Origin of the sequence: Floricoccus penangensis, assembly GCF_001832885.1 — a bacterium.
Taxonomy (GTDB): domain Bacteria; phylum Bacillota; class Bacilli; order Lactobacillales; family Streptococcaceae; genus Floricoccus; species Floricoccus penangensis.
The window spans coordinates 45243-67549 of sequence record NZ_MKIQ01000003.1; the positions used below are offsets into that span (position 1 = coordinate 45243).

The 22307-nt window shown below is 32.5% G+C and carries 24 protein-coding genes, 1 pseudogene and 1 riboswitch; of the genes and pseudogenes, 14 read left to right on the forward strand and 11 right to left on the reverse strand.

Annotated elements, in window-relative coordinates:
* Window positions 1–57: 57 nt before the first annotated feature.
* Together BG262_RS01270 and BG262_RS11020 are read left to right on the forward strand one after the other, a co-directional pair.
* A complete protein-coding gene (locus BG262_RS01270) occupies window positions 58–600 on the forward strand; it encodes a biotin transporter BioY (RefSeq protein WP_070787085.1) in 543 nt (180 codons plus the stop codon).
* A gap of 9 nt (window positions 601–609) precedes the next feature.
* Window positions 610–927, forward strand: coding sequence for a CHY zinc finger protein (locus BG262_RS11020; RefSeq protein ID WP_083312851.1), 318 nt, complete (start codon window positions 610–612; stop codon window positions 925–927).
* A gap of 51 nt (window positions 928–978) precedes the next feature.
* Here the strand turns inward: BG262_RS11020 and BG262_RS01275 are convergent, their stop codons facing one another.
* The 3 genes from BG262_RS01275 to BG262_RS01285 all read right to left on the reverse strand — a co-directional run bounded on the left by BG262_RS01275 (window position 979) and on the right by BG262_RS01285 (window position 3648).
* Complete coding sequence (locus BG262_RS01275; RefSeq protein ID WP_070787086.1) at window positions 979–2442, reverse strand: MDR family MFS transporter; 1464 nt, start codon at window positions 2440–2442, stop codon at window positions 979–981.
* A 247-nt stretch (window positions 2443–2689) separates the two neighbouring features.
* Window positions 2690–3049, reverse strand: coding sequence for a hypothetical protein (locus BG262_RS01280; protein WP_070787087.1), 360 nt, complete (start codon window positions 3047–3049; stop codon window positions 2690–2692).
* Window positions 3050–3084: 35 nt separating this feature from the next.
* A complete protein-coding gene (locus tag BG262_RS01285) occupies window positions 3085–3648 on the reverse strand; it encodes a GNAT family N-acetyltransferase (protein WP_070787088.1) in 564 nt (187 codons plus the stop codon).
* Between the two features lie 122 nt (window positions 3649–3770).
* Between BG262_RS01285 and BG262_RS01290 the strand changes: the two genes are divergently transcribed.
* From BG262_RS01290 to BG262_RS01305, 4 genes are all read left to right on the forward strand, one after another.
* Window positions 3771–4271: a GNAT family N-acetyltransferase gene (locus BG262_RS01290; protein WP_070787089.1), complete on the forward strand. Its 501-nt coding sequence runs from the start codon at window positions 3771–3773 to the stop codon at window positions 4269–4271.
* 10 nt (window positions 4272–4281) lie between these two features.
* A complete protein-coding gene (locus BG262_RS01295; protein WP_070787090.1) occupies window positions 4282–4893 on the forward strand; it encodes a thiamine diphosphokinase in 612 nt (203 codons plus the stop codon).
* A gap of 72 nt (window positions 4894–4965) precedes the next feature.
* Window positions 4966–5454, forward strand: coding sequence for a hypothetical protein (locus BG262_RS01300; protein ID WP_083312853.1), 489 nt, complete (start codon window positions 4966–4968; stop codon window positions 5452–5454).
* A gap of 116 nt (window positions 5455–5570) precedes the next feature.
* Window positions 5571–5828 carry a hypothetical protein gene (locus BG262_RS01305; protein WP_070787092.1) on the forward strand — a complete coding sequence of 86 codons (258 nt, stop codon included), beginning with the start codon at window positions 5571–5573 and terminating at the stop codon, window positions 5826–5828.
* A gap of 77 nt (window positions 5829–5905) precedes the next feature.
* Here BG262_RS01305 and BG262_RS01310 read toward each other — a convergent pair whose 3' ends face one another.
* The 7 genes from BG262_RS01310 to BG262_RS10815 form a co-directional block, all read right to left on the reverse strand.
* On the reverse strand, window positions 5906–6391 hold the full coding sequence (locus BG262_RS01310; RefSeq protein WP_070787093.1) for a GNAT family N-acetyltransferase: 486 nt from the start codon (window positions 6389–6391) through the stop codon (window positions 5906–5908).
* An 11-nt stretch (window positions 6392–6402) separates the two neighbouring features.
* Window positions 6403–6918 carry an AAA family ATPase gene (locus BG262_RS01315; RefSeq protein WP_070787094.1) on the reverse strand — a complete coding sequence of 172 codons (516 nt, stop codon included), beginning with the start codon at window positions 6916–6918 and terminating at the stop codon, window positions 6403–6405.
* A 94-nt stretch (window positions 6919–7012) separates the two neighbouring features.
* Window positions 7013–9226 carry a serine hydrolase gene (locus tag BG262_RS01320; RefSeq protein WP_070787095.1) on the reverse strand — a complete coding sequence of 738 codons (2214 nt, stop codon included), beginning with the start codon at window positions 9224–9226 and terminating at the stop codon, window positions 7013–7015.
* A 126-nt stretch (window positions 9227–9352) separates the two neighbouring features.
* Complete coding sequence (gene mgtA / locus BG262_RS01325; RefSeq protein ID WP_233278807.1) at window positions 9353–11956, reverse strand: magnesium-translocating P-type ATPase; 2604 nt, start codon at window positions 11954–11956, stop codon at window positions 9353–9355.
* Window positions 11957–12120: 164 nt separating this feature from the next.
* Window positions 12121–12287, reverse strand: a riboswitch (M-box (ykoK) riboswitch).
* 60 nt (window positions 12288–12347) lie between these two features.
* Entirely contained in the window at window positions 12348–13154 is an 807-nt protein-coding gene (locus BG262_RS01330) for a hypothetical protein (RefSeq protein ID WP_070787096.1), read from the reverse strand.
* Between the two features lie 9 nt (window positions 13155–13163).
* Window positions 13164–13574 carry an SRPBCC family protein gene (locus BG262_RS10810; protein ID WP_070787097.1) on the reverse strand — a complete coding sequence of 137 codons (411 nt, stop codon included), beginning with the start codon at window positions 13572–13574 and terminating at the stop codon, window positions 13164–13166.
* A complete protein-coding gene (locus BG262_RS10815) occupies window positions 13575–13898 on the reverse strand; it encodes an ArsR/SmtB family transcription factor (protein WP_070787098.1) in 324 nt (107 codons plus the stop codon).
* 134 nt (window positions 13899–14032) lie between these two features.
* Between BG262_RS10815 and BG262_RS10310 the strand changes: the two genes are divergently transcribed.
* The 6 genes from BG262_RS10310 (at window position 14033) to apf (ending at window position 19586) form a co-directional block, all read left to right on the forward strand.
* Complete coding sequence (locus BG262_RS10310) at window positions 14033–15103, forward strand: GNAT family N-acetyltransferase (RefSeq protein WP_158006629.1); 1071 nt, start codon at window positions 14033–14035, stop codon at window positions 15101–15103.
* 106 nt (window positions 15104–15209) lie between these two features.
* Complete coding sequence (locus BG262_RS10315; RefSeq protein ID WP_083312856.1) at window positions 15210–16775, forward strand: GNAT family N-acetyltransferase; 1566 nt, start codon at window positions 15210–15212, stop codon at window positions 16773–16775.
* 16 nt (window positions 16776–16791) lie between these two features.
* Window positions 16792–17550, forward strand: a complete 759-nt coding sequence (locus BG262_RS01355; protein WP_070787229.1) for an HAD-IIB family hydrolase — start codon at window positions 16792–16794, stop codon at window positions 17548–17550.
* Window positions 17543–18142: a hypothetical protein gene (locus tag BG262_RS01360; protein ID WP_070787099.1), complete on the forward strand. Its 600-nt coding sequence runs from the start codon at window positions 17543–17545 to the stop codon at window positions 18140–18142. Before BG262_RS01355 ends, BG262_RS01360 begins: the two co-directional genes overlap by 8 nt.
* Before the next feature lie 17 nt (window positions 18143–18159).
* Window positions 18160–18339, forward strand: coding sequence for a hypothetical protein (locus tag BG262_RS01365; protein WP_070787100.1), 180 nt, complete (start codon window positions 18160–18162; stop codon window positions 18337–18339).
* 578 nt (window positions 18340–18917) lie between these two features.
* Window positions 18918–19586: an aggregation-promoting factor gene (gene apf, locus BG262_RS01370; protein ID WP_070787101.1), complete on the forward strand. Its 669-nt coding sequence runs from the start codon at window positions 18918–18920 to the stop codon at window positions 19584–19586.
* A gap of 596 nt (window positions 19587–20182) precedes the next feature.
* On the opposite strand, the pseudogene BG262_RS10900 reads toward apf, so the two are convergent.
* Window positions 20183–20392 (reverse strand): annotated as a pseudogene (locus BG262_RS10900) (CsbD family protein); the annotation flags it as partial.
* 200 nt (window positions 20393–20592) lie between these two features.
* Here BG262_RS10900 and BG262_RS01380 point away from each other — a divergent pair.
* Together BG262_RS01380 and amaP are read left to right on the forward strand one after the other, a co-directional pair.
* Window positions 20593–21597, forward strand: coding sequence for a YeiH family protein (locus BG262_RS01380; RefSeq protein ID WP_070787102.1), 1005 nt, complete (start codon window positions 20593–20595; stop codon window positions 21595–21597).
* A 101-nt stretch (window positions 21598–21698) separates the two neighbouring features.
* Entirely contained in the window at window positions 21699–22307 is a 609-nt protein-coding gene (gene amaP, locus BG262_RS01385) for an alkaline shock response membrane anchor protein AmaP (protein WP_070787103.1), read from the forward strand.

The following is a 22307-nucleotide window of genomic DNA, read 5'->3' on the forward strand; positions in this document are numbered from 1 at the left end:
CATTGATTTTTGTTAACCTATGTAAGTAAAATAAGTTAACAGAAGGAGATTTTTATTTTGAAAATCAAACGACTCACAATTTGTGCTATGATGCTTGCTATTATAGTAGTATTAGGTTTCTTTCCACCAATTCCATTAGGATTTATTCCAGTACCAATTGTTATTCAAAATTTAGGTATTTTGCTTACTGGACTTTTACTTCGTAAGGGTGAAGCATTTACAGTAGTTATTGTATTTTTACTTATGGTTGCGGCAGGTCTACCTTTCTTGTCTGGTGGTCGTGGAGGACTTACACCATTCTTTGGTCCCTCAGTAGGATATTTACTTGCTTATCCAATCTGTGCATTTTTAATCGCATGGGCTATGGAATATGTTCCAAAACCAAATAACCTTTTCACTGCATTAATTGTTACATTTTTAATTGGAGTTCTTTTACTTGATGGTATTGGTGCAATCGGCATGCACATTAATATTAAAGGTATGTCTCTTGCTTCTGCTTTTAAAGCACAACTTGCTTTTATTCCTGGAGATACAGTTAAAGCAGTTGCTGCCTCAGTGGTTTACTCACTACTTCCTTTATCAATAATTGATAAAAAATAAGAAAAGTTTATGGAAAAAGTTTACGGTTTTCTTGTTGATAATCAAGGCAGATGTCGACACTATCATACAGACTTAGATATTATTGCTAATAGATGCCAAATTTGTAATAATTTATATTCCTGTTTTAAATGTCATGATGAAAATGAATTGCATAGTTTTGAAGGTTTTGACTTTTATTCAAATAAATTATCTGTAATGTGTTGCGTTTGTGGGCAAAAGTTTTCATATAAAATATATAGTGAGCTCAATAACTGTCCTTCTTGCAAATCATCTTTTAATCCAAGATGTAAACTTCATAAAAATATTTATACAAAAGCGACTAATTAAGTTGCTTTTTTTGCGCAAAAAAACCAGCCATTTGACTGGAAAAATATTAATTTACTTTTTTGGACTTTTTATAAGTTGAACCACAAGTATTGAGATTAAAACAAGTGATAATGCAGTTAAGAATACACCGTGAAGACCTTGGAATAAAACATTTTTCAATGGTTTAAGGAGGTCAGCAGGGATACTTGAAGCTGTATGAGGATTTACAAGCTGATTCATAATTCCTTTATCTACGTTTATATTTTCTTTTACTAGTGTTGCTTTCATAACTGTATTTAGAACGATTCCAAATACTGAAATCATGATTGTCTGACCAATTGTTTTAGCAAGAGTATTGAATGATGTAGCTACTCCAAGTTCTTCTTGAGGTACACTATTTTGAGAAATTACTGTTGTTGAGACAATCACTGCTCCAAGACCAACTCCTAGTAAGCTTGAAATTAGTACAAATACTATAAACGGTGAGTTTGCAGGAATTAAAACAAGTGCTAAACCAGCAATGAATGTGATGGTCGTACTAACTGTTAGAACCCATTTTACTGATTTTGTTGTTAACCATTTACTTGAAAGATTACTTCCATAGATCCATAAAATAGACATTGGTGCTAGAACAAGTCCACCGATACCAGCGCTATAGCCCAGTACACCTTGCATCCACATTGGTATGTAAACATCTAAACTCATGAGGAACCCACTGACCAAGGCAGCAACTAAGTTAGCAATGATAAATGTTTGGTTCTTGAATAATTCTAGAGAGATAACAGGATCTTCTGCTCTTTTTTCTACCATCACAAATAAAATGAAGAAAATAATTGTTGCCAGTAACAATCCAATTACTACAAAGTTTATTCCAGAATCTCCTAAAATTTGGAAGGCAACAAGTAAGGACATAAGCGCTAACATAAGTGTCAGACTTCCCAAGATATCCATTTTCTTAGCTTCAGCTTCTCTTTTACCTTCAACTAGATAAAGGCCAATCATGGCAATCAGTAAGATACCTATTGGCACATTGATAAAGAAGATCCAATTCCAACCAACAGAATCAACGATTAAACCACCAGCCATAGGTCCGACAATACTTGCAATACCCCAAGCTGTACTTGTTAATCCAATAATCTTAGCACGTTTTTCTGGTGAGTACATATCAGCAATGATAGTAAGCGAAACCGGCATCATCGCCCCTGCACCAATCCCTTGTACTGCACGTGCAAGTATTAAAGTCATCATTGAGTTTGAAAAACCACATAGGGCTGAACCGATAATAAAAATTAAAGTACCAAAAATAAATACAGGCTTACGACCAATCTTATCAGCAAGTTTTCCATATATAGGTGTCACCATTGCACTAGTCAATAGGTAAATTGAGAACACCCAGTTCATTATTTCAATACCATGTAATGTCCCAACAATTGTTGGCATGGCTGTTGTTACGATAGTTCCTTCAATAGCTGTCATAAAAGTTGCGATAAACACAGCCACAGTTACCAAAAGAACATTTGTTTGTCTTTTTTGCATTGCTACCTCCATTAAAATCTATAATTCAAAGTCAATTTTTCCCAAAAAAACGACTCCTACTACAAAATATGCAATAGGAGCCGCCTCTATCTTCTCGGATAGGCAAAAAGTAAATTACCTACCATCTGTACGACTTTAAATATAATAACCTAATTAGTATAACACACAAATAATTGATGGCAAATAATTTAGCCTCTATTTAGTGTATGTTTTATGTTCTTGTTGATTAATATAACAAATTTTGATATTAATAGTCATCCCAACCATCAACTTCATTATAATTTCTTTTTCTGTTTCTATTTTTCTGTATTCGTTCTTGCTTCAATCTTTGATTAAGGAGCTTCATCTCTTGCTGCTTTAATTCATTTTCCTGTCTTATGCGTTCTTTTTTTAGTTGATATTTCATCGCTGAACGTTCAGTATAAATTTTTTCAAATTTTTCAGCAAAAATATATATGATGATAATAATAATAATCGAAATAACCATAAGAATCCTAAACAAGGATTGCCCAGAAAAATCTAATGGCCCAAACTCTTCACTAAGAATAATATATGCAAAAAACAATAGTAATATAATAATTAAAAATTTCTTGATATTTTTAATCAAACTTCTACCCCAATATTAAACTCTAAAATTTGAAATTAATCCAAATCATCATCTGTTGAAACTAAATTAGCTTCATACTCTTCACGAAGTAAGCTATACTCTAATAAATCATGGTATTCACCAAAACGGAATATTTCCTGTCTCAATCGACCATCTAAATGAAAATTAAATTTTTCGTATAACTTAATAGCAGGTTCATTAAAATCAAATACTTCAACTTTAATTTTATTAACTGGTAAATTATTGAAGATATGGCCTAGGATAAGTTCAAAAGTTTCAGTTCCTACTCCTTCACCTTGCCAATATTCTGATATTGAAAGTCCAATTTCACAGTTTGAGTGAACGAGATTAACATTGAAAACAGCAACACTTCCGATAATTTCACGACGTTCAGAATTATAAATCCCTAAAAATTGGTTAGGGCTTTCAACTGCAAGAGTATTTTCTAATTCCTCTCTTGTTTGAGGATAAGGTAGCTCATCATCAGCTAGGAATTTTGTCGCATATGAATTCTCAATTGAAAGCAATTCGTCTATATCTTCTTCTTTTACACGGTCTAAATAAATAGTCTCACCGACTAAATAATTCTTGGTATCCAATTTCTTACATCTCCTTCTTAGTCCCTTAAGATTCTACATGTGCTTACTTTATAAGCTTTGCTTCTTACATAAGTATAGCAAATTTTGATATAATGAACAAAAGCCACAAAATTGGAGGGCAGATGACAGATAAGATTATTAAAAATACGCAGATTGAAGCCGATAAATTATTCGAATTAATGTCGACCTTAGACAAAGAAACGACCTACATGCTTTATCAACCCGAAGAAAGAAAATACGATAGGAAAAAGCTAGAAACTTTTATCCGAAATACCTCGGAAAATGGCCTAATTTTAGTTGCTGAGGAAGATAGCATATATGTCGGATATGTCAGCGTACACCTTTCGTCTCTTGCGAAAATCAAACACTCTGCTTACTTGGTAATTGGTGTGCTGTCAGATTATGCGGGCCAAGGTCTTGGCTCTGAATTTTTAGCTCAAGTGATTGATTGGGCACGTGTTTCAGGCATTCATCGTCTAGAACTAATTGTTGTCACTGAAAATGTGGCAGCTATTGCTCTATACGAAAAATTTGGATTCGTAGAAGAAGGTGTCAAGAAAGACTCTCTTTTGATGAACGGACGATATTATGATGAGTTTTATATGGCTAGAATATTAGATTGAGGATTATATAATGAATGAAAAGATTTTAATTGTTTGTAGTAAATCGCATATTGATTTAGCGCGTGAATATAAGGATTATTATACGATTGGTGTTGAAAGAGGATGTTTGGACTTGATGAAAGCTGGACTTCCTATCAACTATGCTGTTGGTGACTTCGACTCAGTATCAGAAGAAGAGTTTAAAGAAATTGAAGCATATAGTGATAAATTAATCCGTTTTCCAGCAGCGAAGGATTTAATTGATGGTGAGATTGCTGTTCAATATGCTGTGTCTCGCAAACCTCAGGAAGTTGTGTTTATTGCTGATGGAAGTCGTATTGATATGACTATTGCAGCTGTTGGACTTATTGCGGAATATGATGTAATTCTCAGAAATGATGATAATTACTGCTATTTATTAAAGGAAGGGAATAATTTTGTTCCTTATAAAGAAGGATATAAATATATTTCTTTCCTTTCTTTTGATAAATCATTAGTCAATATCCGAGGGTTCCTATACAATGCAGAGAATCTTGCTGTTTCTTGGAAATCTGTCAATGCAACAAGCAATGAATTTGTAGATAAAGTTGGTGGAAATGTCGAAGTTTTCAGTGGTCAAACTCTCGCCTTCTACTGTAATTAATCTGCAGTATTCTTGAATATAATCCACAAAGTACTATAATATTTCTGAACGAAAAATATAGAAAGAATTATCATGGAAAAATTTATTGTAATAATTTCATTTATCGCCAAATGGCTTCTTTTTGCCTTCCCCCTATATCAAGCATATATTGAATTATCAGAGCAAGAAAGAGTTGTAGGAAGATTTACCAAAAAGTCAAAAAAATATCCAAAAATCTCTCCTTGGTACTGGATACTTCCTCCTCTCAAACTTGAACTAGAGAAAAAACGTGGTATAGCTATTCTAAGCGAGAGCCTGATAAGCAATAAGGACTTTGAAGAAGCTATCGTCTTTGGCAGAAAGGCAACTGCCTGGTTTTATGTAGCACTAGCTGGTATGTTGGAAGGAATCACTGCCATATATGAACTAGCTCACGCTTTTGATTATCATATCAGCTTCTTAATGCTAATACTATTATCAGTGCTAATGGTTATCATCTGTGTGGTGAATATTCGTCATCGTATTAAAAATGTTGATATTAAACGATTCAGGGAAAAATTAAAAGAAACTAGAAAGAAATAACTTGTTATAATTTTTTTTCGTATTATTAAAACCCTAAATATTTTATTTTCTTAATATAGAGTGGTAAAATTTGCTTACATTGAAGTAGATAGTACTTATTATGAAGGAGAAATTATATGTCATCATCTAAAGAAACTGTAGATAAAATCAAAAACAAAGCTTCAGGTATTTCAGAAGAAGGAAAGAAAATAGGCAAAGAATATGCCGAAGATGGTAAAAAATTAGGAAAAAAATATGCTGAAAAAGGCAAAAGCATTGGCGAAGAATATGCTGAAAAAGGCAAAAGTATCGGCGAAGAATATAAAAAAATGGGAAAAGGAATCAGTAAAGATTTCAAAGAAATGGCAAAAAATATAAAAGACAGCTTTAAATAATTTACATTAATTATGTATAAAAAAGCCCTTGAAAGTTTGGCTTTCAAGGGCTTTTTCTATGTTGAATTATAGTTTATCTAAATATGTTTTTCCAAATACACAATATCCATACCATCTTTAATGGCTTCTACTTTTCCTGTTAACTCATAACCAAGATTTGAATATAAATGAACGAGTTTATCTTCTTGTTTAATTGTCTCAATTTGCCACTTAGAAACTTGAGGATTTTCTTCTTCAATCAATCTCATTGCAGTTTTGGCATATCCATTATTTTCATGTTCAGGAGTTACTCCAATTATTGCGATTCTTGCACTAGTTGGTGTTTCATCAAAGATGTCAACCCTAAAATAACCCACAACTTCTTCTTGGTTCTTAATGAAATAATATTGAGCATGAGTTCGATTAAACTTTTCAGTAATCCATGCTAAATCTTCAGCATAGGGATTTGTATCAACATCTTGATACTTGTCAAAAAGTTTCTTAAAACACGCTTTCTGAATGTTGAGTAATTCTTCAATTTGGCTAGACTCAACTTTTGTAATTGAAACTTCATTCTTTTCCATAAAATATTCTCCTAATCTAAATTAAGACGTTCAATAATTTCATCAGCCGTCTCAATAGGTTTTCTTCCATCATTTTTTATTCTTTCTTCATGGGTCATCTTTTCAAAACATCTATTAATATCATCCAGACGATTAGCTCCCCATTCTTGCAATCCTTCTGACCTGCTAGAAAGTCGTTTAAGAATCTGATCTCTATCTACTTCAAGAATAAAATGTCCGATATCAATGTTTTCTTTTCTTAATCTACCAATAATTTGTTCAAAAGAAACTTTTTTATAGAGTGTCATTGGAACAATAACGTGACCTTCATACTCATCATTTAATTTCTTCAAAATATGGAAATTCCAAGCCCGCCATTCTTCGTATTCCTGAAAATCGTCTTTTTGAATTGACTTTGGTAAATTATGTCTAAAAAAATCACCAATTTCTTCTGGATCATATAAATAAGAATTTGGAATTTTTTCATTAAGTATCTCTGCAATAGTTGTTTTACCAGCACCAAATGCTCCATTTAACCAAATAATCATATATTCTCCTTTTTTCATTATTATAACAAAAAAACGCTAGTTTCCTAGCGAATTTTTTTATTTTAAACTCTTATTTTTCTAAGTTCAATAAAAGTTACTTCAATATGTCATACACATCTTTCGATATTCTTGAAATTGTTTCATACGAAGTATTATTTTTCGTCATGATACTGATAAAATATGGCTCTTTTGTATAAACTACAGCAACGTCATGTCTATAATCATATACATCACCTATTTTGTGACCAACTTTTACTGGAAGGTACTTAGGAATTCTTTCATTATCATAAACTGTATTTTGGAAGTATGTATTTGAGATACCACCAATATCATATATACCTTTCATCAATCTTGCATTATCTCGAGCACTTGCTATTAGTGTGAAGAAACTCCAATTTCTACCAGTAATCCTATTAATTTCTCTTAAAAAAGTTTGATCATAAGAATTTGCACCATAATATCCTAAGAAATTTGCACCAACATTATCTGAATACTTGATTGTGTTATGAAGTACTGTATCAACACTATAATTTCTATAGTCTGGATATTTAGACATTACTCCTGCACCCCATGGTTGATAGGCTCCAGAGAAATTATTAACATTTCCATTATAGTTCCATTGTTGGTTCAATCTTAGACTTCCATTATTTAATCTTTTCTGAGTGTAATATATTCCTGGTAACTTACCCGTACTCGCTGCAATAAATTGTGTATTTCCATTAATAGAAGCAGAATACTGTCCGTTTTCTGACATGACATATATACCATAACTTTGGTTATTATATTTTCTATTTAACAAGTTTTGAACTCTTGCCATTTTTTGTGGAACTTCACTTGTATATAAACTATTTGAAAGATTAGGACCTTTTTGATCCTTATGAACAAGTTTAACTTCTATGGCTTCTACCCTTTTAGATACCCCTTCGCTACCTGCAGGTTGACCATTCTTAGTCCATCCTAACCATCCTCTATCTTGAACGTGTGCTCTATAATAAACATCATAAAATCCTGAAATCTCACCGGTTAAATTAATTTTAACTGCTTCCATTCGATATGACATTCCAGATGTACCAGACATTTCACCGTTTGCTACACTATTCTGCCAACCAATATTTTGGACATGTGATTGATATGAGATACCACCTTTTAAATCAGTATCAACCATTTTCATCCTTAAAGCCTCAAGTCGCAATGAACTTCCTGTTGTTCCAGCTATTTGTCCACTACTTCTCCAATCTTGCCAACCGTTATTTTGAACATGAACTTGATAAATAAGATTAGTGTTTGAGCCATTTACAAAAGTTCTTTTTGTCGTTAAACTCCCTTTATCTTTTTCAACCAACTGGATTTCTATACCTTCAAGCCTAGCAGACAAACCTTGACTACCTGATGCTTCGCCATTTTTCGCCCAGTCTAACCACCCAATATTTTGAACATGAGTTCTATAGTAAATATCATATTTCTGAGCTAATTCTCCAGTTAGACTGAGCCTAATTCCCTCTAGTCGCTTAGATTGACCAGAAGTTCCACTGATTTGTCCTTCTGTTTTCCAATCTTGCCAACCGTAGTCTTGAACATGTGTTTGATACTTTATACTACCATCATATGTGATATCTTTAAGTTTTATTTCAATTGCTTCAAGTCTAAGCGAACGGCCTTCTGTTCCACTCATTTCACCATTAGTTTTATAATTTTTTTCCCAACCTATATTTTGTATATGGGTTTTATATAAAATACTAGGTTTAATTACTTCAATATCAAAAATTTTAGACTCTTTTGTATCTTTAAATTCAATTTTTATCTTTGCTTTTCCAACTGAAACACCGACTATTTTACCGGTCTTGTCAATTTTAACAATTTTACCGTCACTTGACGTTAATTCCATTTGTGAAATTCTATTTTGACTAACTTTACTAATATCAAGTAATTGTTCTTGAGCAGGTGCAATTATTTTTTTAGAAAGAGTCAATGTATCTAAAAAAATCTTATCCTGTTTTTTGTCTTCTTCAGTCGTTGATATGGCATCAGCAGTTTTTACAGAATTATTTTCAGTTATTTCTTCACTTGAACTGCTTGAACTTACATTTGACTGAGAGCTGTCACTAAAATCAGTAGTGGACTGATCTAAATCACTACCACTAGTTGATTCAGCAATCTTTTGCTCACTTTTAGCTTGGCTATCAATTGAACTACTTGTAGTATAGTTCTCAGATGAACTAGAAGAGGTCTCATTGGCCAAAGCAGAATTACTATACATTGTAGATAATGCTAGCATTGAAGCAATACCAACTACAAATTTTTTACTCACTATTACGTCTCCTTAAAATAAAAAGTATTTAATAATTAATTTTATCATATCTATATACGTATTTACACATAAATTTTAAATACTATACAACAAAAAAATTTACGCTAGCAAACTAGCGTAAATTTTTTAAACCCATTCATTTCCAAGTTTGATATAAATTCTTTTTGCAAATTCAACAGTTATAAGATAACCTATTGTAATTGCAATGTACCATGGCCAATAGCTTGCTGGTAATGGTAAGAAATCAAAGTATTCGTTTATTGGAGTAAGCATGATTACAAATCCAGCTCCAATTGCTAGGATTCCTGAAATCCATACTGGAAGTGAAGCATTAGATTGGATAAATGGAATTTTCTTAGTCCTGATGATATGCATAACAAGTGTTTGAGTTGTAAGACCAACCATAAACCATCCTGCTTGGAACATACCTTGTTTAGCATCTGAATTGAAACCAAGGATATTCCACATTACTAAGAAAGTAATGATATCAAAGATACTTGATACTGGGCCAATACAAAGAGTAAATTTAAGTAGCCCATCAATGCTCCATTTAACTGGTTTAGCAAGTTCTTCTTTGTCTACATTATCCCAAGGAATAGTAAGTTGTCCCATATCATAAATTAGATTTTGAACTAATAATTGAATTGGAAGCATTGGTAGAATTGGTAAGAAGGCACTTGCTGCCAAGATAGAGAATACATTACCAAAGTTTGATGAAATTGTATTTTTAATATATTTCATCATATTTGAGAATACCTTACGTCCTTCTACAACACCTTTATCAAGAACATCTAAGCTCTTTTCAAGAAGGATGATAGAACTAGCATCTTTTGTAATATCTGCTGCTGTATCTACAGAAATACCTACATCTGCTGTACGAAGGGCTGGTGCATCATTAATACCATCCCCCATAAATCCAACTGTATGCCCATCATTTTGAATGGCAGCAATAATACGTGATTTTTGCATTGGATTAAGTTTTGCAAATAAGTTTACTGTGCGTGCCTTCTCAGCAAGTTCTTGATCAGTCATTTTCTCAATTTCAGTTCCAAGTATTGAATCTTCAACTTCAATACCTACATCTCGACAAACTTTGGCAGCAACGATTTCATTATCACCAGTTAAAACCTTAACAGTAACACCATGGTCATGTAGTGAACCAATCGCAGTTTTTGCTGATTCTTTAGCTGGGTCAAGGAAGCCCATGAATCCGATTAAGGTCATATCTCTTTCATCAGCAACTGAATAAATTGCGTTATCATGAACGTCTTTCTTAATGGCTACTGCAAGTACACGCATACCTTGTTTATTAAGTTCAACGTTAACTGCACGCATTTGTTCACGTAATTCTGGAGTAAGTGCAACAACTTCTCCATCAATTTCAGCATGAGAACAAACAGCATCCATTTCCTCAACAGCACCTTTTGTAATCATTAGTTGGTGACCATCTGCTTTTACAACAACTGTTAAACGACGACGTGAAAAGTCAAAAGGAATTTCATCAATTGTTTCAACATTTGTAAAAGGCTCTTTGCGACCAGTCTCATCATAGTAATTGATTACGGCAATATCCATAAGGTTTTTCCAACCTGTTTGATATTTAGAATTGAGAAATGCCATATCAAGTACATTCTCATTATTTTCTCCAAGTGGATTTAAATGTTGCACAAGCACTACACGATCTTCTGTAATTGTCCCAGTTTTATCCGTACATAGAACGTCCATTGATCCCAAGTTTTGAATTGAAGGGAGTTCCTTAACAATAACTTTTTCCTTAGAAAGAGTCATAGCTCCTTTAGCTAGATTACTTGTAACAATCATTGGTAGCATTTCAGGAGTTAGACCAACCGCAACCGCAATTGCAAAGAAGAATGCTTGTCCCCAATCTCCTTTTGTAAAACCATTAATTAAAAGTACAATTGGAAAAAGAATCAACGACATACGAAGTAAAAGTCTACTTACTTTATATAGTCCATTGTCAAATGATGTTTTACCACGTTTTTTGGTAGAATTTAGAGCTATATCTCCGAAAAATGTTGATTGACCGGTTTTCAGAATTACAGCACGTCCCTTACCACTTAATACGTCTGTACCCATGAAGACAAGGTCTTTCATATCAATTGCTGAGCCTTCTGATTCATCTCTAACACCTGCATGAACAAATTTTTCTACAGGAAGAGATTCTCCAGTCAACGAAGATTGATTAACAAATAAGTCTTTTGTCCATATTAATGCTGCATCTGCTGGAATCATGTCCCCTGTTGCAAGATTAACAATATCTCCAGGAACAACTTCATCCATAGGAATTTCTTTTGTTACACCATCACGAGTAACGGCACAAGTATTTTCAATTAACTCTTTTAATTCCAGACTTGCCTTCTGTGAACGATATTCTTGAACAAAGGTAATTGTCGCACTAGCTAGAATCATTACAGCCATAACAAATCCTGCTTGATAATCACCTGTTGCAAATGATACGAGCATTAAACCAGCTAATACTAGAACAAAGGGATCCTTTAGTGCTTCTAAAAATAGAATAATTGCAGGTGTTGGCTTTTCAGCATCAACCTTATTAGGACCAAACTCCTCTAGTCTTTTTTCTGCTTCTTCTTCTGACAAACCTTGTGAAGAAGTTTTGAATGTTTTGAAAAGTTCATTTTCAGATAAAAGAGCAAGTTTTTTTAGTTCTTTTTCTTTTCCTGAATTTTTCTTGACGTCCATTTTTTTCATTGTCTTTACCTCCAAGACCCTGATTAATTTTTATCCCTACTCGATGTATCAAATAATTATAAAAACCAATCAATATATTTTTTTAGAAAAATAAATGGTGGTGTGCCTTATGGAACGGCTTTCGCAAAAAAAGCACGCCCCAACAAAGAGCATGCTAATACATTCATCATGATCAATGTTGAGCTTTAGCACTATAGGGCGTAGATACACCGTATCAGCTACATTATGAATAACCTTCACGATTATTCCTGTTCTACCAACTAAGAGTCTCTCGATTCTTTCGCGGCAGTAGCTTGTGTCCATATAGGAGCCTCACCTAACAAATATTTAACTGTAATTTTAATATAGACTACTTTTTTTTATCTGTCAAGAAATAAGTACAAACTTTTTATCATTTCACAACTGTGTATTCATCTATTGTTTTTCCATTTTTATCCTTCAGTTGCAGCCATGAGTTGGTTCCGGCATAGTAAAGGAAAAGTCCAACTTCATTAACACTTTTGAGAATAATGTCAGTCGTTGTTACAAAGTCTTTAAAGTTCCCTTCTTGTTCTTGGCGAAGTTGGTCTCCTACTCTTTCACTAAACCCAACAGAACCATCTTTATTTTTTGGAGCTTCAGCAAGCATTGTAGCACCTTTTTTTATCAACATTTCATTTCGTTTTTGCCAGTATACTTCTGCTTGACAGCCTCTAAAATCAACCGTGAATTTAATTTTTGCTACATCTTTATTCCATCTGTGCTGTGCTTTAGCGGGTTTAGCTTTAGCTGATGTTAACACATCTTCTGCTTGTGCAGTAGGAGTAAATGAAATATTGAAGATTGAAAGTAAAGATACTATCATGTCAACAAACTCAGCAACAGTCTTTCTTTGATTCTCTGGAATTGCTTTAACACGAGTTTTTTTAATTTCAAGCTTGTTTTCTTCAGCTAGATTCATTAATCCACGAGTTATATAAGTAGTCTCTAAATCCCAATTTGGATATATTTTTACAACTTGAGTTGCTCCCATATCTTTAACAACTTTTTCATGTAATTTTTGCTGAATAGCAATAACCTTACCATCTTTTACTGAGATATAAGTTCCTTCACTATCATCGCTCATAAAGACGTTTGTGATAACAATTTTTCCTTGGTCATCAGGAAGAGCAAACATAACTCCGTTATCGCTAATTTTAATATCAGTTTTGTAGTTCATTATCTTTCCTTATCCTTCAAGAAGTCCACTTAATTTTCCAATATTTTCAGTCCAAGCGTATGTAGCACCAGCAATTGCACCTTCACGCGCTTTAGTTTCATCTGAGAATCCGTCTTGTTCAAAATGAAGTTCAGTTGTTCCATCTCCGTTGTCAGAGAGTAACCATGATATTTTGGTTGTTTCTCCCATTGTTGCCCAAGTATAAACTAATTTTTCTGGTTTTTCAGCAACCAGTGTTTCAATATTTACAACTCCATCCCACCAATCAGTAGCTGGTGCACGAAATTCTGATTTTTCTCCTACTTCTGAATTAAAATTGTTGTCCCAAATCCACTGTGACAGAATTTTGGAATCAGTAAGTGCTTCCCATACTTTGTCAATTGAATTTTTAATCGTGAAATCTAGTACTACATCTGCCATTTATTCTTCCTCCAATAAATTTTTCAAATCACCAATCTTTTTAGTCCAAAAGTCTTCATAGAAGGCTATCCAGTCTTTGACTTCCTCCAAAGGTTTTGGTGTCAGGTGATATCTTGTTTCCTTGCCTACTTTTTGTTTTTCTACCAAATCAGCATCTGTCAGTATTCTTAGATGCTTTGAGACTGCCGTTCGCCCCATATCCAAGTGAGGTGTAATCTCGTGAAGTGCCATTTCTTCCTGCTCTGCATCCGATAGCAATCGAAGAATTTGACGTCTATTTGAGTCTGCAATGGCAAAAAAAACATCACGCTTTGCTTCTTGCATACTTTATGATACCCCTTTCATTTTATAAACAAATTATAAGACACCAAATGGTGTCTTGTCAAATAATATATACCTTTAATTTTGAATTATTACAATATTTTTTTTACAATTAGACTATGGGGGGAAAAATACTTATGGGGAAAATAATATTAAAAAAACCACAAATTATTTATATAAATCAATTACAAGAATTGATGTTAGAGTTTGCAAGTAATAAGGATGAGTTACATGGGGGATCTAGAGTTACTAGCTACGCAAATCTTGTTGATTGGATAATTGATGTTGATAAGTTTGAAAAAAAAGAAAATATTTGTGATGAACGTGTACCTGCCATCCAGTACTTAGCTATTCGTGAAAAAGATGATAAATTAATTGGTTTGGTAAGTATAAGACTTGAATTAAACGATCACTTGTTAAACTTTGGAGGTCATATAGGATTTTCAATCATACCAAGTGAAAGAAAAAGCGGTTATGGTAAGGAACTACTTCGACTCGCTATTAAAGAAGCTAAAAAACTTGATATTACAAACATTCTAGTAACGTGCTACGAACATAATATTGCTGCGAAGTTAATTATTGAAGCTAATGGAGGAATATTTGAAGATGCAAGATTCTATCATATCAAAAATCTGAATATCTTAAGATATTGGATTGATGCTGATCCTGTGCTTCTTGTAAAACCTTCAATGGATTATGCCAGGCAAATTTTAGATTACAAAGTTGAGTACTCAGACTCTCACTCAAGCTATATTTTCGGGAGTTCTGAATTAACAAAATTTGAAAGTATATCAGAATGGCTAGAATATCTATACCCTTCTGAACTCATTGATGAAAAAGATGACTCTGATGAGAACTCGATTCCACACGTTCAATATTTAGCAGTTCGAAAATCTGATGATAAACTTATTGGTTTGGTGAACTTACGACTTGATCTTAATGATTTCTTAGAGAAATATATTGGAAATGTTGGTTACTCAGTTAGACCATCTGAAAGAAGAAAAGGTTATGCTTCGAAGATATTGAAGCTAATATTTGAAGAAGCATACCTATATGATCTCAAGAAACTTCTATTGGTATGTAATGAAGATAATATTGCATCTATAAAAACGATTGAAAAAAATGGCGGTATCCTTGAGGATATTGTTATCAATTATGATAATAAACTCCAAAAAAGATATTGGGTAAATCTTAAAGAATTAGTTTAGATAACTGGAAAGCTCTGAGGAGCTTTTTTTATTTTATATTTTTAAATAAACAATATATTTAATCAAATGTTTTTGCTACAATTAATTAAAAGGAAAAAGGAATAATATGATGGGAAATATTAAATTAGTAAGGGCAGAGATAGTTTATCTAAATCAATTAGAAAATTTAATCAAAGAGTTCATTGAAAATAAAGAGCAAATTCACGGTGCTTCTGGAGTTACAGAATATAAAAACTTGGTTAATTGGGTAATCGATGTTAGAAATTTTGAAGAAAAAGAAAAGGTTCCTGATGGTCTTGTCCCTGCTATTCAATACTATGCAATTCGTAAATCAGATGATAAGTTGATTGGCCTCATTAATCTGAGGCTTGAGTTAAATAACTATTTATTAAATTTTGGTGGTCACATTGGATATTCTGTTTTACCAAGTGAGCGTAAAAAGGGTTATGCTACCGAAATGCTTAGTCTTGTCGTAGACGAGGCGAGAAAAAAAGGTCTTAGCAAGGTTCTTATAACTTGTGATGAGAATAATATTGGTTCAAGAAAAACTATTGAGGTAAATGGTGGTGTGTTTGAAGATATAAGATATGATCCATATGATGGCGAAAATACATGGCGTTATTGGATAGAGACCAATCAGCTAATGCTTGTGAAACCTAGTCTCGCATATATTGACCAAATTCAGGAATATAAGAATGAATTCATCAAACTTCCCGAAGGAACTGGAAGTTTATGCTGGTTGATGCAATATGAGGATCTTCAAGGATGGATTGATTTTGTAACTGATCTTGAGGAAAAAGATACAACTCCCAAAGAACTAGTTCCTACTAAACAATATCTGACTATAAGGAAATCAGATAATAAGTTAGTCGGTTTAATAAATCTTCGTTTAGAATTAAATGACTACCTTAAAAATTTCATTGGTCACATTGGATATTCTGTTTTACCAGAAGAACGAAGAAAAGGGTATGCAAAAGAGATGCTTAATTTAGTTGTTGACGAGGCGAGAAAAGAGGGGCTGAGCAAAGTTCTTATAACATGCGATGAGAATAATATTGGTTCCAGGAAAACTATTGAGGCAAATGGTGGTATGCTTGAAGATGTAAGATATGATCCGTATGATGGCGAAAATACATGTCGTTATTGGATAGATACTAACCATATTGCTCTAATTAAACCATCATTAGAATACACAGAACAACTACTTGAATATAAAAATGAATACGATGCACCTTACATTGTTGCAGGTTCTAGGCTTCAAGATTATGATGATATGGAAATGTGGATTGAATATCTCAAAGCTCAAGAAGATTTTAATGTACTTAATCAAGGAAGGGTTCCTTCACTTGAATATTTGGCAATCAGAAAATCCGACAAAAAAATTATCGGGCTAGTTAATATTCGCTTACAACTTAATGATTACTTGGAAAAATATGTTGGGCATATCGGTTATTCCGTATCACCTAGTGAACGAAGAAAGGGTTATGCAAGCAAAATCCTTGAACAAACATTAAGTATCGCCAACTCTTATGATTTAAAGAGGGTTCTTTTGGTATGTGATGACGATAATCTGGCCTCTGCTAAAACAATTGAAAAAAATAATGGAATTTTAGAGAATAAAATATTTAATGAAGATAAAATTCTTCAAAGAAGATATTGGATATATTTATAGAAAGAAAATTAATAAAATGAAATTTGTATTTGACCTTGACGGAACACTTTGCTTTAACGGTGTATCAATTGATCAAGATATTATTCTGGCTTTAAAGAAACTGGAAGAATATAATCATGAAGTAATATTTGCCTCAGCCAGACCTATCAGAGACCTACTTCCGCTCATTCCACAGTTTAGGAACAACAAATTAATTGGTGGTAACGGTTCAATAGTAGCTGATAAGGGAGAAATATCGGTTGTTAAGCTGATAGATGAAAATTCATTCGAACAAATTCAAAAAATAATCGACAAACATCAATTGAGTTATATTATTGATGACAAGTTTGACTATGCAGCTAGCGTTGACCCTTCAAACAAAATCTTTAAACAACTTGATCCAGATAAGTTGGCTCAAAAAATACAAATCGCTGAAATCAAGCAACCAATAAAAATAATTCTTCTTGATGCTCCTTCTATTGTAGAAAATGAACTAGCTGAATTATCATCTGATATTTCAGTAATCTCTCATGCTAATGAAGGAAACTTTGATATTACATCAGGTGGAATCAATAAATTTACTACCTTAAATAAGGTTTTTGAAATTGATGATTACATTGCCTTTGGAAATGACCATAACGATATTGAACTATTAAAAAATGCTAAATCTGCATATCTAATCGGTGACCCAGAAAATGCTAAAAAACTATTTTTGGAAAATCAAGTAAATATTGTTCCTAAGGACAGTAAGGAAGTTGCTAAAACAATTATGTCGTTAGGTAAAGAATATGAGTAAAATATTTTCTATACAAGGTTCAATGGCTGTTGGCAAAACTAGCGCACTTAAAAAATTAAAAGAACTCCATCCAGAAATAAATATTGTTTTTGAAGATAACAACCAAATATTCGAGCTTATTAATAGAAGAAAACTTGATAAAGATGTCCGTAATGATTATCTGGAGATTCAAAAACTTTTCATAGAAAATGAAATTAGAAAGTATAATTCAGCTAAGTCACAGAATACATCAATATTTGATTTTGGAGCTGAAGAAATTGATTTCTATACCTTGAATTATCCAATTTCACTTGGATATGATTGGCAAGTTAGTAAAAATTTATCGAATAAACTAGAAAGTTTACATAAATCATTCCCCGATAGAATTTTATTTTTAAGTGCTTCTAAAGAAAAGTTAATTAGCAATAAGAATGAAGATAAAAGTCGAACAAGAAATTTTTTCGATTTTTACCTTGAAAATCTTCTACTACTTAAAGAAGAATACTTTAAAAATCTTGATAATGTAGATTATTTGGATGTTGAAGACTTATCTATTGAAGAAACAGCAAAAGCCATTTATACTTGGGTGTGCAACAATAATAATAAGATTTAGGAGTCAGATAAATATAAATGAAAACACTTGAGGAACTACAACGACTTTTGGAGTCTAACTATATAAACCGTGAGTACGGGTTCAATCCTGAAATTGAGTTAGATGGATTTGAGGCAAACATTGATGAAATTGAGGAGCTTGCTTCGGACTTTGGATATAAGATAAAAATTAAGGATAATATAATATATTTTTTGTAGATTAAAGTTCAGAAATGGGCTTTTTTTTATTGATACAGATTATGCTAGTATTTTCCAATCTATATGAATATAAGCATCTGTACTACATATTACAATATGATTTACCATATTCCTTGATGATTTCTTCTATAAATATTACTAAGTTTTATAGACAATAGACAAAATTTAAGCATGTTTCAAAAATTATCTAATTTATAAAACAAATCATTAAATTTCAATATATCGGTTTACTATTCTTTAGACTTTCCTTAAAGTTTCCTTAAAAATAGGACATTTAAAGCATATAATACAAGTTAATTTAATAACAATTGAAGAAAAATATTTTTTTCAAAGATTATTTTAATTCCATATTTTTTTAAAAAAATCAAATATTTACTGCCCAAATCCCTTGCCATACAAGGATTTCCACTGATACAGTTTTACATAATACTTTTAATTTTACCAACTGTTGTAATATGTAAGAAATATTTGACATTAAACTCTTACATCTCTCATATATCACTGTAATATAAATTTGGTTTAATATATCTTGTACAAGAAAAACAAACAAACAAACATAATAAAGGAGATACACATACATGAATTTAAAAACAATTTTAGCAACAAGCGCAGTTTTAGGTACGGCAGCATTCGGAGCAACAGCCGCAAGTGCTGATACTATTTCTCACACTGTTCAATCTGGTGATACATTATCATCAATTTCACAACAATATATGGGAAGTTCTGACTATGTTGCTGCTATTGCAAATCTAAATAACATTCAAGATCAAAACGTTATTTACGTTGGTCAAGTTATCACTTTCGATACTGATAATATGAATGGATACACAGCTCCTGCTGAACAAGCTCCAGCTGTTGAAGAAGCACCAGTTGAACAAGCACCAGTTGTTGAAGAAGCACCGGTTGCTGAACAAGAAGTTACTGAAACATATACTCAACCAGCTGAGGAAACTTATACACAAGCTTCAGCTGAACCAACATATACACAAGAAGTTGCACAACCTTCAGCACCAGCTGCATCAGGTGACTCATCTTCCGCAAAAGAATGGATTGCCTTTAAAGAATCATCAGGTTCATATTCAGCAACTAATGGTAAATATATTGGACGTTACCAATTAGATTCATCATACCTTAACGGTGACTACAGCCCAGCTAACCAAGAACGTGTTGCTGATCAATATGTTGCTGGTCGTTATGGATCATGGGATGCTGCTAAATCATTCTGGGTTGCAAATGGTTGGTACTAAGATAAATTTTTAAAATAAAACATATTAGACATAAATAATATATACCCCCAAAAGCGTACATCGATCTTGATGTACGTATTTTTTTATTTATTTTCATATATTGGCTACATAACCTTAACTAAACTTCATGGCTTTTTGATTCGAGCGTCCATTTTAGATTACCAACAATACCCTTTTCATGTCCTTTTATAATTTTCAAATGAGAGTAAATCGTTAACAATTCCAATTATTTTAATAATATAGCAAGATAATTCTTCTAATAATTTAATTATCTTGCTTGAAAACTGATTTGATTTATTAGTTAATGACATAAGAGTTGAAGCTGGAAAAACACCTATTTAAATAAAACAAAAAAAGACTTGGAAAGTCTCCAAGTCTAGAATTAATTATTATTTATTATCTTTGACTTCGTCTGCTTTTTCTTCAGCAGCATCTTTTACATCATTAGCTTTGTCCACTACTGCATCTTTAGCATCATTAGCTTGATCCACTACTGCATCTTTAACATCTTTTGCTTTATCAATTACAGTATCTTTAGCGTCTTCTGCTTGATCTTTAGCTTCTTTAGAATTATCAGGAGCTTTATCAAATAGGTCTTCAGCTTTATCTTTAACATCTTCAAAAACATCACCAGCTTTATCAGCAACATCTTTTGCTACATCGCCAGCTTTCCCAGCAATCTCTTTAGTTTTTCCAACTACTTGGTCAAAGAAACCTTCTGCTTTTTTACCGTTGTCTCCTGTTACATTTCCTGCAACTTCTTTAGCTTTACCTTTTACTTTATCTACTGTTCCATTATCTGTCATTTCGACAACCTCCTGTGTTTTTTTGTATTTTGTTTACATTCTTAATGTACCAAATTAAAAAAAATTTTGCAAGGATTTCGCATATTAATTAACAAATTTAAGTTTATCATTTAACTTATATAATATATTTATCGTTTTCGTTATATTATATAAGTTAATAGTATATACTAGTCAGTGAATATATGGAAATGGAAGTTAAAATGAACAAAAATCAAATAAAAAAAATAACACCAGGTTTACTTTTATCTCTAGGCGTAGCCGTATTAAGTAAACTTTTAGCAATTTTTGTCCCTAAATTAGGAGCAACAACAATAGCAATTCTACTTGGAATCATTCTTGGAAACACAATTTTTCGTCAAAAAGAGTTAGATGCGGGAACAAAGTTTTCTGAAAGCAAGTTACTCGAAGTTTCCGTCGTGCTATTAGGTGCAACAGTTAGTTTCCAGACAATAGCTCAAATGGGGCCGAAAGCTCTTATTTACATCCTTCTTCTTATGACTTCGACTATCGCATTTATTGCTTGGTTAGGACGTAAAATAGGCTTCAATAAACAGATGTCACTAATGATGGCAGGAGGATGTGGGGTTTGTGGCTCTTCTGCTATCGCTTCTATTGCTCCAACTATCAATGCTGACGATGAAGAAAAGGGGCAAGTTATTACCTTAGTCAATTTATTGGGGACTGTAATGATGCTGACTCTTCCTTTTCTAGCTAAGCTACTTTTTCCTGACCAAATTATGGCTCAATCTGCCTTATTAGGTGGAACCCTTCAATCAGTTGGGCAAGTCGTGGCAGGGGCAAGTTTCCTGGGAGAAAGTGTCATCCAGATGTCTATGTTGTTCAAAATTATGCGTATTATCATGTTAACTGTAGTGGTTTTGGTCATGGGTAGACTTGTGAAAAACGAAAGCAATATTGAAACACAAAATGTTAAAGTAAACAAAAAAAAGCTGATTCCTTGGTATGTTCTTGGATTCTTGCTAGTTTGTACATTAAATAGCCTATTACCACTACCAGAATTTTTAGGTAATTCAGCTAAATTTATCAGCGGATGGTTTGAAACAATCGCTCTTGCCGCCATCGGATTAAGACTAGACCTTCAAAAGTTTATAAAAGAAGGTCCTAAGTTCTTAATATATGGTTTAGCTAGTGGAACTTTTCAAACTGTTTTAGCAGTTATTTTAATTTATTTAATAATCAGATAACAAATAGGTTTATATTTGCATGATTTTATTGATTATACTAGAATGAATTTGTAGAGGTTTATAAGCCTAAACATTTATTTTTATGGAAAGGAGAGTAACTTATGGGAAAATTATCTAAACTTTTTTGCAGCATCTTGTTAATTTTACTAGTTTTTGTGTTATTTTCTGTAACTATTACTTATCAGAGCGTTGGTAATTTGCGATACACACTGACTAGCTATGAAAACTATGATTTTATTGGAAAATATATTCCTCAAATTTTATTTTGGTTAAGTTTGTTCTTTATAGCTTTAATAATAATACTTCTTTTATTCGTTATCTTTGCTCCTAAAAAAACAAGCAGTTTCAAAATAAATAAATCCAAAGGATCTTTAGTCATTGAGAAAAAGGCTATTGAAAACTTTGTTCTGGGCATTGTGAAGAAAGATTCTGATATTGAAGATCCTTCCGTACGAGCTAAAATGTATAGGAAAAAAATTAAAGTTCAAATTTCTGGAAATTTAGCACCTGGAACTAATGTTATTGATAAAAAAGAAAATCTCATGGAAGAAATATCTGATAAAATTTCAAGTCTTCTTGGCGTAGATAGTAAAATTAAATCTGTAATAAAATTTAATGATTTCGAAGTGCCCAAGAGTGACGACACAAAAAACTCATCAAATAATTCTAGAGATACAAAATCAAGTTCAAATAAACCGAGAGTTATATAA

Coding starts and splice junctions, on each gene's coding strand:
- amaP (WP_070787103.1), top strand. CDS start 21,699: ATGGGAAAATTATCTAAACTTTTTTGCAGCATCTTGTTAATTTTACTA.
- BG262_RS01355 (WP_070787229.1), top strand. CDS start 16,792: ATGAAATTTGTATTTGACCTTGACGGAACACTTTGCTTTAACGGTGTA.
- BG262_RS01380 (WP_070787102.1), top strand. CDS start 20,593: ATGAACAAAAATCAAATAAAAAAAATAACACCAGGTTTACTTTTATCT.
- BG262_RS10815 (WP_070787098.1), bottom strand. CDS start 13,898: ATGCAAGAAGCAAAGCGTGATGTTTTTTTTGCCATTGCAGACTCAAAT.
- BG262_RS01310 (WP_070787093.1), bottom strand. CDS start 6,391: ATGGAAAAGAATGAAGTTTCAATTACAAAAGTTGAGTCTAGCCAAATT.
- BG262_RS10810 (WP_070787097.1), bottom strand. CDS start 13,574: ATGGCAGATGTAGTACTAGATTTCACGATTAAAAATTCAATTGACAAA.
- BG262_RS10310 (WP_158006629.1), top strand. CDS start 14,033: ATGGGGAAAATAATATTAAAAAAACCACAAATTATTTATATAAATCAA.
- BG262_RS10315 (WP_083312856.1), top strand. CDS start 15,210: ATGATGGGAAATATTAAATTAGTAAGGGCAGAGATAGTTTATCTAAAT.
- apf (WP_070787101.1), top strand. CDS start 18,918: ATGAATTTAAAAACAATTTTAGCAACAAGCGCAGTTTTAGGTACGGCA.
- BG262_RS01315 (WP_070787094.1), bottom strand. CDS start 6,918: ATGATTATTTGGTTAAATGGAGCATTTGGTGCTGGTAAAACAACTATT.
- BG262_RS01365 (WP_070787100.1), top strand. CDS start 18,160: ATGAAAACACTTGAGGAACTACAACGACTTTTGGAGTCTAACTATATA.
- mgtA (WP_233278807.1), bottom strand. CDS start 11,956: ATGAAAAAAATGGACGTCAAGAAAAATTCAGGAAAAGAAAAAGAACTA.
- BG262_RS01275 (WP_070787086.1), bottom strand. CDS start 2,442: ATGCAAAAAAGACAAACAAATGTTCTTTTGGTAACTGTGGCTGTGTTT.
- BG262_RS11020 (WP_083312851.1), top strand. CDS start 610: ATGGAAAAAGTTTACGGTTTTCTTGTTGATAATCAAGGCAGATGTCGA.
- BG262_RS01330 (WP_070787096.1), bottom strand. CDS start 13,154: ATGAACTACAAAACTGATATTAAAATTAGCGATAACGGAGTTATGTTT.
- BG262_RS01360 (WP_070787099.1), top strand. CDS start 17,543: ATGAGTAAAATATTTTCTATACAAGGTTCAATGGCTGTTGGCAAAACT.
- BG262_RS01295 (WP_070787090.1), top strand. CDS start 4,282: ATGAATGAAAAGATTTTAATTGTTTGTAGTAAATCGCATATTGATTTA.
- BG262_RS01305 (WP_070787092.1), top strand. CDS start 5,571: ATGTCATCATCTAAAGAAACTGTAGATAAAATCAAAAACAAAGCTTCA.
- BG262_RS01290 (WP_070787089.1), top strand. CDS start 3,771: ATGACAGATAAGATTATTAAAAATACGCAGATTGAAGCCGATAAATTA.
- BG262_RS01300 (WP_083312853.1), top strand. CDS start 4,966: ATGGAAAAATTTATTGTAATAATTTCATTTATCGCCAAATGGCTTCTT.